This is a genomic window from Niastella koreensis GR20-10 (assembly GCF_000246855.1).
Lineage (GTDB): Bacteria > Bacteroidota > Bacteroidia > Chitinophagales > Chitinophagaceae > Niastella > Niastella koreensis.
Genome location: NC_016609.1, coordinates 5,961,341 through 5,977,662, shown reverse-complemented (window position 1 = coordinate 5,977,662; position 16,322 = coordinate 5,961,341). Strand labels below are relative to the sequence as shown.

The window sequence follows — 16,322 nt, the reverse complement described above, 5'->3', positions numbered from 1 at the left end:
ATAGGCGCTTATACTTTATTGAATCTTTTTTCGAAATGAGCCCAGGCTCGTTTATAATCTTCTGCACGATCGCATTTGGTAAAGGGAGCATGGTAAGTTACCTGTCGACCCTGATACAATTCACTTTTGGTAATGGTATGAGTATAAGTTTCCCCTTCCTTCATTGCTGTTATCTGCTCCCAATCGGGACGATCGAGGCCTACGCCTACTAAACCTACGTTGCCGGTAAATACAATGTTCCCTTTACTATCGTACCATGTATCATCCTCATTTTTTTTGAACACCCTGAATTGAACATTGTAAATGTCAATCAAATCTGTAAGCGAAACGTTAAATGCCATGGCCACCAAAACATCTATCTCCAGCAATGCCTGACGTCGTGCAAAATCATTCGATAATGATTTCTTAAAATCCCACTTTTTTTCATATTCTTTAAGCGGCAGCAATCTTGCGTCATCTATGCTCCATGTATCATTTTTAAAACCTTCCATAAAATGATCCTCCCAAATATCTCTGTAATGCCTGGTGACGGTAGTTAATAACAGGAACCTGAAAAGAATATATGGTTCAAATTCAGTTGAGACCTTTAAAGGCAAATTTTCAATGGTCGATTTATTTAAATTCCCTTTACCAGTGGCTTTTATATAAAAATCAAACAATAATGAAGCCGACAACGCTCCAAACATAAGAAGCTCTGTTTCATCGGTCGAAACCACAGAAATAATCCCATTAATATGCATGGTGCCTTTTGGAAGAACTGTTCCATTAAGCGTCCTGTCAGCGGTTTGATTCAACATTTTTCTAAACCCGATTTTCAACATTTTTTTCCATGCATCTTCATCGTCAGATGGATGCCTGGCCAATTGGTACAGACTATTTTGTAAATAGGACTCACTCATCAATGAAGGTTGAATGGTGTCATATTCAGATTTATTGTTGGAAATTTCACGGGGCGATTTATAATACGAATTGGCTGTAAAAATATGAGGCCCGCTGAAAATGAAATTTTCAACAGTATCATGCTGAAAATTCCCTTTTTGAATTTTGCCTTTATTCATATCTATTGTTTCATCAAATCCAACAGAGATTTTTACGCCTTTAAGGTCCCTGACTTTACTTTTATTCTGATTTAGTTTGTTTAAAATTTCGATAATGTTTCGTGAATAAATTAGCGGGAGTTTTGCATTGTCCTCATTAGCATCGTCATCAAAAAGGTTTCTGACTAATAACAACAATTCCTCGTCGTAGGTTATAATTCTATTTTGATTACCTCTTAAATCCCATACTAACTTTCCATCCAGCGTTCTTTGCATTAAAGGCAGTTCTGTTAAATGAGATACATAACATTCGTCGATTGTAGAAGGGTGCAACAAATGTGATATAGTATCAAACCGGATTCCATTGTTTAGCCTGCCTGAATATACGTTTAAACTGTATTGCTTTTGGTCCTTAACCTCCTGGAACAGCGTTAGTGAATTCTTAAAATGAAAATGATAGAATAGTCTTTTATATAAAACCCGCCGGGCTGCATATCCTTTCGGGTCGTTGAATATACCATCCGGATGTACTAATCCAATAAAACCATCTTCATTAACCCACTTCAATGAATTTTCAATTACACAGGTATACAAATTGGTTTGTACACCCTGGAGTAATGGATAATTTTGAGCGCTGCTCATAAAGTATCCATTGGAAGAATCATCTATTAGTTCATTGAAGTATTCATTCCTGTTTGATTCCTGCTCAAAAAATATACTCCTGAATTTATTCGCCTGGGGCGCTTTGATGTCCTCCCGTATCATTAATTCCGGGTAAATTTCACCCATCACCTCTAACTCTTCAAACTTCCATTTTAACCAGGGTGGGTTGCCCACTGCAATATCAAAACCATTGTTTTCTCTGAATACTTCTATAAACTCCAGCTCGTAATGGAAAAAACGGTACTGATCGGCATACTGCTTTACCAACACCGCCCTTTCATTGGAAAACAGCGATGAGGTGGATTGCTTCAACGCTTCTACCAATTGTTTTTCCAATTGTTTTTTATCCTTGCGGTAATCACGACCTGCTTCTTCATCGGTTTGTTCCTGGTGGTATACGGTAGTCAGGTCAATGTTTAAAATTTGTACCAGGTCCTGGTACCATTGGCGGCGTGTAGGCAGCTCTGCAGCAGCACGCAGATCCCAAAACCACAAGCTGCACCAGTAATCCATAATCTGCTTCAACTTGTAATAAGGGGCATTGGTTTTGAGGCGCTCCCTGGCAAATTTTTCCTTTTGTTCGTAGGAGTAGGATAGAAAATTGATGTTAAGGGACGCATTTTCATTACCAAAGTAAGCCGTATTGGCTTCGGTAATCAGGCTGATGTTCTTTTGGATCTCGTAATGTTCCAGCAGCAGGGCATCGATAGCTTTGGCTATTTGTTGCAGCAGGGTATATTCATCCTGCCGTATGGGTTCGCAAAAAACTTTTCGCCATTCGGCTACCCGGACCGCTTCGGCAGGGTAGGCGTCTTTTAGCAGTTTAATGCCTGCAGAGGCTACCATACTGTCGTCGGGCAGCAGGAAATGGTAAATCTCATCCTCACGGCGCAACACACCCTTTTTACCAAATTGTAAATGCCTGGGCGCTATCGTCCACCATTCTTTTTTCTCAAACCCTTTTTGTCCCTTCGGCTCAAAGGAAAAATCCTTGTACTTAAACACCTTTAGCCAGCTGCCCACCACGGCATTTCCCACGCCAAGCCGATAACCAAAGAAAGGGGTTTGCATATCCTTGTGGATCACATTGAGCCAAAGCGATAGCTTACCCAACTCCACGGCCGTAGGGTTCAAATCGACGCCATATACATTATTGAGTGCTATGTAGGCTTTTATTTTTTGAAGCTCCTCCTGGTAATGATTGGGATCTACTTTTCGGTTCAGCTCTTGCTGACGGTAGGTAAGGTAAGCCTGAGCCAGCTGGTTGATAACCTCGTTATGGAAGGCTGCAGCCCCCATGGCCGGCTCCAGTATTTTCAGTTTAAGCAGATCCGGGGCCTTCAGCTCGCCTTTGTCCAGCCGTTCCAATATAGGCTTAAGCGTATATTTTACCGTTGTTTGTGTGAGCACCTCCGGTGTATAGTAGGACGCAGATTTTTGGCGGTCGCGGCCGCTTAGCCGGTAGATGAACGAACCTTGGGGGATGACTTTCAGCTCATCCGCAGTTTCTTCTTTTTCGGTATAATAAATTTCATCTTTATGAAAATCGCCGAGGCGATGACGGGGAACCAGGAAAGATCCGTCTATACGCACTACTTTTTCAGAGGATTCGCCCTTTTTCTTTTTGCGATGCACCTCTATATAATCAGTTTCGGCCAAAAAGCCACGAAACGCAAGCAGGCTCTCGTATACCGAGCCCAGCTGGTTAATGCCTAAATTGGTGTAAGAAATACGGCCTCTGTTTTTGCCTCGCTGCTTTTTCGAAAGCGACAGCTCGCAAATCACGTCCTGCCATACCACATTACGGATTTTTACCCGGTTAAGGTAATGAAGCTCCTCGTTATTGAACAAGGGCGAGTCGAGATGGCGGATCTTGAAAGTTCTGCTGGCGCCCTCTTCTTCCCGGTACCCTTTGTTTAATAAATTAAACAGGCGGAAGAGCGAATCATGGAAAAAATATCCGTTGATGCTCGATTCGGTCACGAGTGGTACCTGTTCCAGGTCCCGCAACATTTCCAGGGAGTAACCCCGTTCATATACTTCATCATTCGATGGTAAAATGTCCAGGTCTTCACGGGCTTCGGCGTAAAATAAGAACAGCAGACGATACACCATGTTCAGGCAATCGTTTTTCAATAGGTTGGCATCTATTTCGTGGTAGTTAACCCCCTGTTTTTTCAGGTATTGCACCGCTTCGTTGGCCAGGTTTTCCACGGCATGGATCACCCCTTCCTTCAGGTCTTTGGTAACCTCATACGCCGCTTTGTGGGCATCTTCATCCAGCTGGTCCATCAGCACCATTTCGGCAGTAGGGGCCAGGAGTTCTTTACCCAAAAGCAGATAAAAAACAGCATAATAATCTTTCTGTACACTGGCGTCGTCAAACAGGGCTTCCAGGTCCAGCTGCAGGTAAGAGCCCCGGAACCATTTTTCCGCTTCCAGCAAAAAATACTGGTTACCGCCACAGAGCAATATAAACTTAGGGCGAAGATGCATAGGCTGCAAAAAAAGTTCATTGATGGCCTGATTGATAATCATGGGGGAAATACTCATGCCATCGCGCACTGTAAAAATATCGGCCCAATGAGAACGATGGTATTTTTGAGTTTTTGCGGCTGCTTCTTCTTCGTTGGCTACATTGTAGCTTTGCTCAAACAACCCATCAGGCTCTTCATCGCCGGTTTTAATGAGGGCGTGCATTTCCATTACCATCAGATGCACCTGATCGCCACGATACAGAATATGGCGTACCGGCAATATATTTTTATCATTGATGGAAAACAGCTCGTCGTATTGCGTATGAGCCGCATCGTAACCCAGTGCTGTCAGTACCAAAGAATGAAAGGCATGCGATAAGTTGAGCTTGTCTTTGGTACGCAAGTGATTTTCTATAAACTTTTGCTTCAGCTTAAAATACTCGGGTTTCAACCTGGCAATGGCCAGGTTGAATTGTTTAATGGCATCTACGCCGTACCCTGATTTTCCGATTACTTTCCTGGAGAAATCTTCATCGAAATAGTTGGAAGCAAAATAGTCTCCTATATTATGAATGAAATGAATCATAGTGAAATTGCACGCTATTAATGATAAAAAACTGCCAGTATCTTTAAATAAGCATCACCATTCAGGCTGGTAAGATCTTTGAAATACCGGCTGGAATTATGCAGGATGGTTTTGAACTCAAATTCTTTGTTTTCCCGGCGGCGCTTTAAAAAGCCAAAATCTGGCTTGTCGCCAAATTCCTGTTGCATCTGCTGTTCTTTGCCGGCCTTCCAGTTTCTTAATTTTTCCTCGTACACGGCCAGTTTTTTCTCCATGTCCCATTGCAGCATTTGCTGCTGCTGGCCCATATGCAATTGCCGGGCAAAATCAATCACTTCAGGCAGGAGCGATTGCAGCTTTGCCAAATCATTGTCAGTAATGCTTTCGGTAAACAATTCTTTATCTAACTGCTGTGCTTTAAGAAAATCTTCAAAGGGAAGGGGCTTGCCCTGCAAACCACCGTCGATGTGCATAGGAACAACAAAAAAGTCTGACAAAACAGATTGTCCCAGGTTATTGGATACCATACCATGAATCACGAAGTAAGCGACGCCCTCCGGTAACTGTGAAAGCTTCGCCACCAGGCCTACATTCTTATCCACGCTGGCTTCGAGCTGCGTCATTAAAAAGCGTACAACGGGATGCAACTCATATAGAATATGAAATTTAGCCCATTCACCTTTCTTCTTACGGGCGTCGGCAATGGCCTGTTGTACTTCCTCTTTGTACAGGGAGAGCTGATACACATCGCCTATTTTTTGGGGCTTCGCTTCATGCGGCAGGTCGTAGAGAATGCGATCCAGTTCTTTCGTATGTTTTACTTCCAGCAAATCGCCTTCAAACTGCGCATCGTCCAGGTTCAGGTAGCCATCAGATTTGAGTTGCAAAATCAACGCCTCGTAATAAGTCCGGTCGTTCGCAAAAAGGCTGGCCTGCTCCAGGATAGGATCTGCAACGGGTAACGCCGGTGTGGCATCATCCCAAAAATCCGCCCCAAGATCGAAGCCGGCATCTTCAGCAACAGCTTCGACCGGTTGATCAATCAATCTTTCATTATTGCCGGCAATGGCCATAGTTACCAGATCTTCTTCGGCAGTAACATTATACAATTTATACACCGATGCCGCATCACCTAAAGAATTGTACACGGCTTCTTCCTTATCCTTTAGCTTGCTGATGATATGCAAATCGTCTTTTAAACCTTTCAGTTCCGATTTGGCAATCATGTAATGGATATAAGGTGTTTTGCTTTGACCATAGCGATCTATCCGGCCATTGCGTTGCTCCAGGGTTATAAGCGACCAGGGGATATCATAGTTGAACATATAGTTACAGAAGTAATGCAGGTTCACTCCCTGCGAGCCGGCATCGGACGTAAGCAGGATGCGGTAATCCGAATCGGCTTTTCCAAAATCTTCAATAATGCGCTGCTGCTCCATATCTGTAAGCGAGCCGTGGAAATCAGCGATCACTTTATCCTCCAGCTCAAAATCCTGTTGCAGCTTTTGTTTTAATGCTTTCAGTGTTTCAATGCGTTCAGCAAAAACTACGATGCGGAAATCATTTTTACGGCCATTCCATTTCAGCCGGATCAGCTCGTTTTTAAATGTCTGGTATTTTGCATCCTGTTTGGCATCGATGATGTGTTGCAATTGCTTCCGCAACTGATTCAATAGCTCCAGGTTGTTTTCCACCAGCTCTTTCTGGTCTGTCATCGCATCCAGCTTTTTGATGCGGTTTTCAACTGAACTTAACGCAGCTTCCGGTGAGGACATGTACGATTTGAACAATCCAATAGCAAACAAAAGGTCACGTTTTTGTTTGCGGGGGGACTTGCGGCCAAAAAGATCGTTCTGGATATCGGCAGCATTTAGTGAGTTGATGGCATCAAATTTTATTTTTTGCTGCAGTGCAAGAAAGGCATTTTCTGCATCTGTTAAATTGGCATGAATGGGCACCACTTTCCGCTCTGGGAAATTGGACCGCACCGACTCATCATCTATATTAAACTTAAAACGGCGAACATAATAAGGCAGAATATCTTCTTTGGAATAATTCGTATCGTCTTTAATGGCCAGCGGCTCAATCATATTCACCAGGTTGGCAAAGCTTTGCTTTTTACCGTTGTGGGGAGTGGCAGAGGTGAGTATCAACGAATCACATTTGGTGCTGAGCAATTGTGCCAGGCCACCTCTCAGGGAGCCCGTATTGGCCACCGTATGGCACTCGTCGATAACAACAATATCCCATTGGGTTTTTTCGATATAGTGCTGAAACTTGGCGTTGTTCTTCAACGTATCGATCGATACGATGGTTTTATCATAATACTCAAAAGGGTTTTTGTTGGCCGGCAGTTCCGATTTAATTTTCGAAATACCGTCCGAATCCAACCGGACCAGCGGTATGGCAAAACGATTCCAGATCTCCTGCTGAAACTGGCCTAAAATGGATTTCAATGCCAATACCATAATACGCTTGCCCTTGCCACGCCTTATCATTTCAGAAAGAAAAATGCCCACCTCAATGGTCTTCCCCAAACCTACACCGTCGGCAATCAGGATTCGGGGACGTGGCAGATCGAAAGCCTTAAGGGTAGGTTCCAGTTGATATGCAGCCAGGTTGAAGGCAGCCTTGTGTGCCACTGTGATCTGCTTGCTGTATACCGGGGCGCTACGCATTTGGTTTTCGATAAAGAGTTTTGTTTTGCGATATCCGTAATCGGTGTCCGCTATCAGTTCCGTATCGATAGGATTCAATACCCGGATTTCTTTATCAATATGTGTATCAAAAACAAAGCGCTTGCCTTTTACCAATTCAGAAATGCCTTCTACCTTCAATATCCAGCTTCCGTTGTTATCAATGGCTTCATTTATTATAAAATCTTCATCGCGGTTAGTAATTCGTTGCCCGGAAGTAAAATTCATTCTCAATGAGTGATTTATAAGTATCAGGTAAATGTACTAATTAGCTGATTATATTAAATCCCCAATTGGGCTTTTAAAAATTTCAAATTTGATTTTCAATGCGTTATGATTAAAGGAAGAAGTGTCATGCAGCATGCATCCTCTTGCGGAGATCGTCTGTCATATTTAATTATTCGCTAATAACAAAATTTTTAAACATAATTTTTCGGCAATTATTTGCATCGAAAAACAATATCCTTTGCAATCTTTCTGGCGTCAGCAGCAATTTCACGGATCTGGCCAGTGGGGCTGATATAGTATCCACAGAAGTATAAACCATCTTTACCGAAATACTGTTGGCGATTCGCGCTTAATCGCAGGTCATTGAGACGATTGTTGTCTGTTTCAATAATTTTTAATTCATCCTGGCTGTAGCCAATACAGGCAACAATGGCATCAAAGGATTGTGTTGCCCCTTCTTTAAACTGAACCTGTTTGCCTTCTATAAAATCAATATCGCCAACAATTTTGATGTTCCCTTTACGGATATGCCTGATGGTGCCTATGTCTAATATAGGCGACTTTCCTTCCCGCCGAACCTGCTCCAGGGGGCCATAAGGTTTTCTTTTTAGACCTAGTGGTACAATATCGCCAATGAGGGCATTTATCAAGGGCGCACTCAATAGATCGGCTATGCGGGGCGGTAGAAAATTCAGTAGCAAACTCAACTCCAGTACTGGTATTCCCAGCACATCGCGGGGAACTACATTTACGGCTGAACGAACAGCCATTACAGGTGTAGCGCCCTGTTCAAACAGGTCGATCGCAATTTCACAGGCAGAGTTACCAAAACCGATTACCAGCACTTTCTGCCCGGCAAAATCCTTACCCGTTTTGTAGGCTGAGCTATGCATTATTTTTCCGGGAAAAGTTTCCATCCCCTTTAATACAACCCGTTTAGGCGTACCGAATGGGCCAGTAGCCATTACTAAAAACCTGGACTGAAATATTCCATTGGTAGTTTGCGTGATCCAATAGCCGTCCCCTTTTTTAACAGCCGTAGCAATGGTATTAAAAACCGGCTGAATCTGGAATGCCTGCTGATAGTCGTTTAAATAATCAATTACCTGTTGCCGGCTCGGATAGCGCGGAATGTTGTTACCGAATTTCTTATACGGTAACTGTGATACCCGTTTATTGGTGTGCAGGTGCAACCGGTGGTAGTGATTATGCCAGGCGCTGGCTACCTGGTTATGCTTCTCAATAATAACATATTCAATGCCCTGCTGCTGCAAACAGGCGGCAGTTGCCAGCCCGGAAATACCGGCCCCAATAACGAGGGTATTGGTTTGAGTGGATGGTAGCATTCGTTAGTATTTGCCTTAATGAAATTAGGCTAATATTTCTACAATGCCATATCGGCCATCTACCCCCGTATAGTAAACGTATTATGATTCGCTTTCATCCGTATGCCGTTAAATATTCTCCCTTTTCAATTGCGCCAAAGCTGCCATCGCCTTCGATCTCTTTTTCGACAGATCGGTCTTTTGAGGAACTGCATAAAACGAAATAATGTTATTTCTAAGGGCGGGATTTACCGTTTCAAAATGCTTCGCTTTTAATTGCAGCAAAAGTTCACAGTAGGTTTTATCTGCCAACGAATATTCTCCTTCGCTTGTTCGTATGCCTGTGTCGAAATCTATATTGTGCAACCGGACGGCGTGTTTGTATAAGGTAGTAACATGGGCGGCGTAATGAATAGTAACCGTATCAAAGCTGGCAATAAAATTCTTTTCTGCAACCGGCCCGGGGTTCTTAAATTTCAACGCTTTTAATGCACCCACTTTGGGTATAATATAAACAACTACTGCAAATACCCGGGCAAAAAAGCCAGGTCTTTCATCTTTTCCAAATTTATACCGGTTGTTTTTTCTATGCATGCGGTAAATGAAATTCCGGCTGGTGGCCGTTGTATCCATTTTTTGTATTTCATTCTTTTTGGCAGCCCAGGCGGCCTTGGTAAAAAAAGGAAAAAGATTCATGATGGCAAACCTGAACCGCCCCACTGCTTTTGGAAAGTTGCCAAACAGTTCATTGGCATCCAACCCATACGTTTCCGAAAAGGCTTGTTGCAGTAAGGTGTCTGCCACTTTGAACCCTATAAAATCATGGTAAGCCGTAGATGCATAATTACCACGCGCGGTTTGCAAAATATCAAATGAAAATTCGGTGCGTAAATGCGAAACGTGGTGTTCATCGTAAGTTACCGTATCACCAAATTTTTGTTTCAGCTTTGGGTATATTTCAGGCACACTCACATTTATCCCGATAGGATGGCCATATATGTCTGCATAATAATGGCATAAAATGCCGAGTGCAAAAGCATACTCGTTCAGGTTATGGGCATCCTGCAATACTGTTTTTACAAAGTCACCACTGCGTACGTAATGAATTAAATTGGTAAATAATTTACTGCCAAAGGGTAAATAACCAATGTCGGGCACAACGGCGCCGCCATAGGCATAGGCATGGGCTTCTTTCAACGCCTCGTTTGAACATCCCGGAAATTTCGCTTTCAACAATGGAAGCAGCACCTTGTCCCAGTTAACATCAATCAGGGCCTGATGCGTTAAAACCGAGTAGGCCTTGCAAACTGAGGATGCATGTATAAGAAGCAGGGCACTTAAAGCAAGCCGTTTAATAAAATAGCCGGGCAAAACCATTATTTAGACATAAGATGCAATAACTATTCCGGGGTATTTCTTCCCTGATACCCGTTAAAATACGGGTTAAAAACCGTGACATTATTGACCCTGTTCTATCATAAAGGAGTTAAATTGAGCGGATTAAATTTGCTACCCGCTATGAACCCTATTTATAACAGCATAGAAGAGCAACGCTGGGCCATGTTGGAAATGCGTACCCTCCTGAACCAGGTAAAAACTACCTACGGAGCCAATCCACCGGCCGACATCCTGAATGCTATCGCTCAGATAGCTACTGCCAACCGCACAAAATCCACCACTCATCATCGCAAACTGAATTACACCATTGGTGTAGAAGAGTTTTGTACAAAAAACAACCTTCCCCTTGACTAAGTTCTGCCCAAAAACAACTCGCTGATTTGTCAGGATTTATAAATCATGGCCATCCTATAGCCTATTAATTTGGCTGTCGAAGGAAAATGACAAAACTTACAGCTAAAGAATATCAATATGAAAAAGATATTTTTAGCGTTAGCCATGATCTCGTTTGCCGGAACAGTTAAAGTATTCGCTCAGGCGCAGGCTGAAGTAAAAGAAACTGTTGCCATCATTAAAAACAACCTGGTAGAGAGTAAGGAAAAAATAAAGAAATATGAATGGATAGAAACCACCACCACTTTTGTAAAAGGGGAGGAGAAGTCCAAAAAACAAAGCCAGTGTTATTATGGCGTAGATGGAAAACTGGTTAAAGTGGAAACGGGAGGATCAACGCCGCAGAAAAAGAAAGGCGGATTAAAAGGCAAAATAGCCGCAAACAAAAAGGATGATATGGCGGACTACATCCAGAAATCTGTGGAGAAAATTCAAACCTACCTGCCACCTGATCCGGAAAAGATCCAACAGCTATACGCCGGTGGTAAAACAAGTCTGCATGTGTTGGAACCAAACAAAAAGATCAAACTTGATTTTCTCGATTATAATCAGAAAGGTGATGGACTGAGTGTAACAATTGATAAGGTAAGAAAAATTATCCTGGCGATTGATGTCAATACCTACATCGACGATCCTGAAGATAAGGTGATCTTCAATATAAAGTATAATACGCTTCCTGATAAAACGCAATATCCCGAAACAACTTCCCTGCAGGCAGATAAGAAGAAGGTAAAGATCGTTATCGGGAATTCCGGTTATAAAAAAGCCGCACCCCAAACGTAACAAAACAACTTTAGCAATACCGGTCTAATAAGCAGCCGTCAAAAACTGTTCAAACAGATCAGCTACATATTGCTCTTTCCATTTACCATTATCCAACGTAGTTATTTCTCCAAGAAATTGTCCATGAACGCCCGGAATAATTGCCAGTTGTGAATGAGGAATTAAATGATGCATGGCTACTGCATGTTCAGGTGTTGGTACATCTCTGTCCCCGATAATTATTAAAGCAGGTGCAGTAATTGATGTAAGGTCATTGTCACTCCAGTCTTTAAAGGTCTGCATGCGAACTACATCCCGGTGAAACATGTTCAGCAATTTCGCAGAGTCATTGTTTATTTTCAGGAATCCATCCTTTAAAGCCTGTGGCATATCGCTGAATTGTGCATTGTTTATGCCTTTCCAGAACCCATCAGGAACTCCCGATCTATTATAAAAGCCCGATGCGAAGATCAGTTTATTCACCACTGCCGGATAGCTGATGGCAATCTGCATCGCAGTTTGTGCCCCGTTGCTGAAACCTAAAAAATCGGCTTTGGGAATATTCAGGTTTTTTAAAAGTGTTACCACGTCATTGGCATCCTGTGCAAATGATAAGGGTGCATTTCTGTCGCTGGTGCGTCCATGGGCCTGCAATTCAACGGCAATTACGCTTCTGTTTTTTGAAAGCAGGGGAAGTATTCTCCCAAATGAAGTCTGGATCGTGGAACCACCGCCATGGATCAGCACCAGCGGACTTCCCTTTCCATAGATCTCATAATACATTTGTATCCCGTTCACTTCGGAATAACCTTTTTTAAGCGCGGCTGTATCTTGCATATATTGAGATTGTGTTGTGTTAACTGAAGCGAATACAATCATAAATGATAATAACAAATACGTACACTTTTTCATGCTTTTAAATTGTCAGGTTCGTTAATTTGTACAAGCATTTGCTTGTAAATATATGTACAAGCATTTACTTGTACAAAATTTTCTATGGAAATCCTACGCCGCCAGGTTTCTGCGGTTAACCTGTTGTATACAAAAAGGTCCATCTGTCAATTGGCAGAGGGACCTTACCTTTTCAGTCGAAGTCAGCGCTCACACCCGACCGAACACTTTATACCGCAGCCAAACAACGTCATGCTCTATCTGCTTTACTTCCTGTAATTGCAGCAGGGTGGCATCAAATTGCCTGTCCTTTTCTTCAATCTCAAAAACCGACGTGGTTTCTATGCGGCCATCGGCAAGTGGTAATAATAATTGGTGATACTCATCAATCAATCCTTCGTTAAGGAAGCTGCCGTTCAGGTGGCCTCCACCTTCCAGCATCAGCGTTTCAATACCGAATAACGCGGTTAGCTTTTCCAGGACCACCTTCAGGTCAACCGAGTCTTTCCCGGAAAAAATATAGGACACCCCAATCTCCTGCAGGTGCGCCAGGTAGCTGTCTTTTACCGATTCCGTTAGTACGGTGATCACATGTTGCCCCAGCATATCACTGCTGTTCCAGCCGAGTTTGGCCTGTCCGTCTATTACCACCGCGAAGGAATCTGCATTCCGGTTAGCCACAAAATCTTCCCGGCTTATAGCATGGCCCACCTCTTTATATACAGGCTTTGCATAATGGGTAAAGTCCTTTTCCATGGTGGTTCTGCCTACGATCCAGTTCTTGTTGCCAATAAGTTCATGCACTTTCTCAAAACTTTCTGTGAGGGTTTTCACCTGTTTGTTATTACCCCATTTCTCACCCAGTATTTTACCATCAACAGAAGTCATCATTAAACAGATAACATGTGGCCGTTTGATCATGTGTTGTGAATTTACGCCGAAGTTAGTTGTTTCCTTGCTGAGGGAAAAACGGGAAGAGGCCACTCATTGAGTGGCCCCGGTTCTTCATGGCTATAATTTTATTACACATTTTCCAACGCTCCAAACGCATGGTCAATCACAATCTTCCAGGTACCGTCTGGTTGTTGCTGCATCAGTTCAATCCCCTTTGATTTGATCTTCACATCATCACCATCAGTAATGCTCCATTCCGATCTGCCAATGGCCAGGTTACCGGTTTGCAAACAATACACTGTTTTGATCTCCATTTTGCCTTTGATAGATAGAATGGCTTTTACCGCTTCCTCAAATTGTTCCCTGCCCGAAACGGGTTTGCCGGGTTCCGGTACAATGATGCCATTATAATCATACATACTTAATACAGTAGCGAGGTCGCCGGTATTGAAGGCGGCGGCTAAGGTAGCATGGGCATCCTGCGCCCTGGTTGGTAAATTCATGTTGTTATTTTTTATGGTTGATAAATGATTATGCAAACAAGGGCGAAAAATTATGGGCAGCTGTAATGTTCTGCGCCAGGGGAGTGATGCCGTCATACAATTTGTTAAACAGGAACGGACCCATACTCGCCCGTTTTACCCCCAGCTTTTGTAATGTCTCAAAACCTGGTAATCCTGGAATGCACATTACATTAACAGGAAGGGTAGTGCTGTTAACGGCTTCGGCAATATCTGCTTCCGAGCTGATGCATGGTAGAAAAATCCCATCGGCGCCTGCTGCTTCATATAAGGGGATGCGTACCAGCGTTTCGGCCTGTTTGTCGGCTACATTCAGCAGGTAGGTATCGCAACGCACATTGATAAACAGGTCCAGGTGGTCACCGGCCAGTTTGTTTTTGATAAAGGCAATGGTTTCGGCAAACTGATTGGCGTTTTGTAAGGTCCGTTCATTTGCGGGAATGGTGGAGTCCTCGATGTTGATGCCGGCGACCCCTAATTGGGCCAACTGGCGAACATTGGCATAAATAGCCTCACGGGTTTTGCCATACCCCATCTCTATGTCTACGGTCAATGGAATCTGTACAGTGGCCAATATCCGGCCAATGATGAACAGATAATCTTCAAATGGCATGGCTTCTCCATCTTCATACCCCAGGCTGTTGGCAACTGCTGCACTGGACGTGGCTATTGCAGGAAAATTCTCCTGCTGAAAACGCAACGCGCTTTTGGGGTTCCAGGCATTGGCTAAAATAAAAAACGACTGGTGTAATTGTTTGAATCGTGTTGTCATAACTGATATCTTTTATTGTGCTGTATTTTTCGTTTACAGAACAAAGTTACCAGCCATTAAAAAGATGAAATTGTATAAAACGGAAGAAAAGAAAATTAAACCAGCACGGGTGAAGTTTCTGCTGGTTGTGCAGTGGCCAGGGTAACCGGTGAATTATTGATGGAATAGCCCGATGGGGTAGTACCGGTAAATGCTTTGAACTCTTTTATAAAGTGCGACTGGTCGGCATAACCGCATTCGTAGGCGATATCTGTTAATGAGGTGTTCCTGTTGGTAACCAGTCGCAGACTGTGTTGAAACCGGTTGATCTGGCTGTACAGTTTTGGGGTCAATCCGGTGTATTGTAAAAACAACTGTTGCATATACCGCGCTGAAATGCCGTACCGTGTGGCAATGGTTTCCATGGTTTCATATACATCCTGGTGACGCAGTTCGTACATCAGGTTGTTTAGTATGGCTACTTTACCTAATCTTTTCCCCGCCTGTTCTATTTGTTGCAATAACCAGGTTTCCAACAGGGCGATGCGTTTATTCCAGGTCCTGGTTTCCTGCAATTGCTCCTGTAAGGTGGTTATTGATTTGCCGGAAATGTCGCGATAGTCGATTACCTGGTTGTTAAACAGGCTGGCTTTATCGGGTAAGATGCTGGCTGCAGCATGCGGATAAAAACGAACGCCCAGCATGGTATTGCGGCCTATTGACCGTACAGGCAGGGGGCGATTGAGTTGTCCCCATAATTCTATAGAAGGATTGGTAATAAATGCAGAATCAGGTTGGGTTTGCCAGTTACCCGTGCCCAGGTTGAAAATGATCTCCATACAACCACTGGGGAACACGGTATCTTCAAATGCTACGGCACTCGATGATTCATATACATAGTAGCATTTTATATATTGCTGTAACTGTTGTCCCGGCTTAATTTCAAAATAGGTCATGGTAGTATGGCTTTACAGAACCGGCATCCGGTTCTAAAGATACACGAATTTACCAACCGCCTGCAGCCCCGGATTGTATAAATCGGAAGAAAACGCTGAATGCGGAAGGCAAAACGCAAAACGCCGAATGCTGAATGCGGAACGCAAAAGGCAGAAGGCTGAATGCTAAAGGCAGGATTGCAGAACTCCAAGCCTTAAGCGTTGAGCGTTAAGCGTTCAGCGTGTTACTAATCCTACCAGGTTTCCTTCAGGGTCCTGGAACCACGCAAATTGTTTGTTATTGGGAAGTATAACCGGTCCAACCACCTTTTTACCACCGGCTTCCAGGATCTTCGAGAGGCTTTCGTTGATATCGTCTACCTGAATATAGAATAATACATAATTGTGCGGATCATGCCCTAATGAAGTGATCTGTCCCTGAATACCTTCTTCCGTATTGGTATTGATGAGGGAGGCCATGGGAATTCCGGTGGGCGTCCAGCCAAAAAGATCTGAATAAAAATTAGCCGTTTTGGATAGGTCTTTACAACCGATCTCAAAAAAGACAACCGGGTTGCTAGTTAGAGCTGTCATATTATGTAAGTTTTTTTTATAGTTGCGCTTGCAGCGGAAGACAATCGATGTTTATTGCGAAGGATAATGGAAAAAATGTCTACTATAATTTACTGAATTTTACGCTATTGGCCAATAGCTGGTGCCCCATGCACCCGAAACATTTCACGTCATGTTAACTTTAAAAAAGCCGCTTGGTTTAACCGGCTGCGA

The 16,322-nt window shown here is 43.2% G+C and carries 12 protein-coding genes; 2 read left to right on the top strand and 10 right to left on the bottom strand.

Annotation, left to right across the window (positions count from 1 at the left end; genetic code table 11):
• Positions 1-8 precede the first annotated feature (8 nt).
• From NIAKO_RS23650 to NIAKO_RS23635, 4 genes are all read right to left on the bottom strand, one after another.
• On the bottom strand, positions 9-4,763 hold the full coding sequence (locus NIAKO_RS23650) for an Eco57I restriction-modification methylase domain-containing protein (RefSeq protein WP_014220982.1): 4,755 nt from the start codon (positions 4,761-4,763) through the stop codon (positions 9-11).
• A gap of 17 nt (positions 4,764-4,780) precedes the next feature.
• Positions 4,781-7,666 (bottom strand): helicase-related protein, encoded by a 2,886-nt coding sequence (locus tag NIAKO_RS23645; protein WP_014220981.1) that lies wholly within the window; start codon positions 7,664-7,666, stop codon positions 4,781-4,783.
• Between the two features lie 212 nt (positions 7,667-7,878).
• On the bottom strand, positions 7,879-9,012 hold the full coding sequence (locus NIAKO_RS23640) for a flavin-containing monooxygenase (protein WP_014220980.1): 1,134 nt from the start codon (positions 9,010-9,012) through the stop codon (positions 7,879-7,881).
• Between the two features lie 108 nt (positions 9,013-9,120).
• Complete coding sequence (locus NIAKO_RS23635; RefSeq protein ID WP_165761321.1) at positions 9,121-10,362, bottom strand: zinc dependent phospholipase C family protein; 1,242 nt, start codon at positions 10,360-10,362, stop codon at positions 9,121-9,123.
• A gap of 147 nt (positions 10,363-10,509) precedes the next feature.
• Here NIAKO_RS23635 and NIAKO_RS23630 point away from each other — a divergent pair, with 147 nt between their 5' ends.
• Positions 10,510-10,743 carry a hypothetical protein gene (locus NIAKO_RS23630; RefSeq protein ID WP_041347208.1) on the top strand — a complete coding sequence of 78 codons (234 nt, stop codon included), beginning with the start codon at positions 10,510-10,512 and terminating at the stop codon, positions 10,741-10,743.
• Positions 10,744-10,860: 117 nt separating this feature from the next.
• On the top strand, positions 10,861-11,565 hold the full coding sequence (locus NIAKO_RS23625) for a hypothetical protein (RefSeq protein WP_014220977.1): 705 nt from the start codon (positions 10,861-10,863) through the stop codon (positions 11,563-11,565).
• Positions 11,566-11,589: 24 nt separating this feature from the next.
• On the opposite strand, the gene NIAKO_RS23620 is transcribed toward NIAKO_RS23625, so the two are convergent.
• The 6 genes from NIAKO_RS23620 to NIAKO_RS23595 form a co-directional block, all read right to left on the bottom strand.
• A complete protein-coding gene (locus NIAKO_RS23620) occupies positions 11,590-12,381 on the bottom strand; it encodes an alpha/beta fold hydrolase (protein ID WP_207622460.1) in 792 nt (263 codons plus the stop codon).
• 264 nt (positions 12,382-12,645) lie between these two features.
• Positions 12,646-13,356, bottom strand: coding sequence for a dihydrofolate reductase family protein (locus NIAKO_RS23615; protein WP_014220975.1), 711 nt, complete (start codon positions 13,354-13,356; stop codon positions 12,646-12,648).
• 101 nt (positions 13,357-13,457) lie between these two features.
• A complete protein-coding gene (locus tag NIAKO_RS23610; protein WP_014220974.1) occupies positions 13,458-13,832 on the bottom strand; it encodes a YybH family protein in 375 nt (124 codons plus the stop codon).
• A gap of 28 nt (positions 13,833-13,860) precedes the next feature.
• A complete protein-coding gene (locus NIAKO_RS23605; protein WP_014220973.1) occupies positions 13,861-14,622 on the bottom strand; it encodes an isocitrate lyase/PEP mutase family protein in 762 nt (253 codons plus the stop codon).
• Between the two features lie 95 nt (positions 14,623-14,717).
• Positions 14,718-15,557, bottom strand: a complete 840-nt coding sequence (locus tag NIAKO_RS37120) for a helix-turn-helix transcriptional regulator (protein WP_014220972.1) — start codon at positions 15,555-15,557, stop codon at positions 14,718-14,720.
• Positions 15,558-15,773: 216 nt separating this feature from the next.
• Positions 15,774-16,130 (bottom strand): VOC family protein, encoded by a 357-nt coding sequence (locus NIAKO_RS23595; RefSeq protein WP_014220971.1) that lies wholly within the window; start codon positions 16,128-16,130, stop codon positions 15,774-15,776.
• Positions 16,131-16,322: the final 192 nt, after the last annotated feature.

Bases quoted from the DNA above. Each gene is read 5' to 3' on its own strand.
- NIAKO_RS23640 (WP_014220980.1), bottom strand. From the start codon at position 9,012: ATGCTACCATCCACTCAAACCAATACCCTCGTTATTGGGGCCGGTATT.
- NIAKO_RS23615 (WP_014220975.1), bottom strand. From the start codon at position 13,356: ATGATCAAACGGCCACATGTTATCTGTTTAATGATGACTTCTGTTGAT.
- NIAKO_RS23605 (WP_014220973.1), bottom strand. From the start codon at position 14,622: ATGACAACACGATTCAAACAATTACACCAGTCGTTTTTTATTTTAGCC.
- NIAKO_RS23595 (WP_014220971.1), bottom strand. From the start codon at position 16,130: ATGACAGCTCTAACTAGCAACCCGGTTGTCTTTTTTGAGATCGGTTGT.
- NIAKO_RS23610 (WP_014220974.1), bottom strand. From the start codon at position 13,832: ATGAATTTACCAACCAGGGCGCAGGATGCCCATGCTACCTTAGCCGCC.
- NIAKO_RS23620 (WP_207622460.1), bottom strand. From the start codon at position 12,381: ATGCAAGATACAGCCGCGCTTAAAAAAGGTTATTCCGAAGTGAACGGG.
- NIAKO_RS23645 (WP_014220981.1), bottom strand. From the start codon at position 7,666: ATGAATTTTACTTCCGGGCAACGAATTACTAACCGCGATGAAGATTTT.
- NIAKO_RS23650 (WP_014220982.1), bottom strand. From the start codon at position 4,763: ATGATTCATTTCATTCATAATATAGGAGACTATTTTGCTTCCAACTAT.
- NIAKO_RS23630 (WP_041347208.1), top strand. From the start codon at position 10,510: ATGAACCCTATTTATAACAGCATAGAAGAGCAACGCTGGGCCATGTTG.
- NIAKO_RS23625 (WP_014220977.1), top strand. From the start codon at position 10,861: ATGAAAAAGATATTTTTAGCGTTAGCCATGATCTCGTTTGCCGGAACA.
- NIAKO_RS37120 (WP_014220972.1), bottom strand. From the start codon at position 15,557: ATGACCTATTTTGAAATTAAGCCGGGACAACAGTTACAGCAATATATA.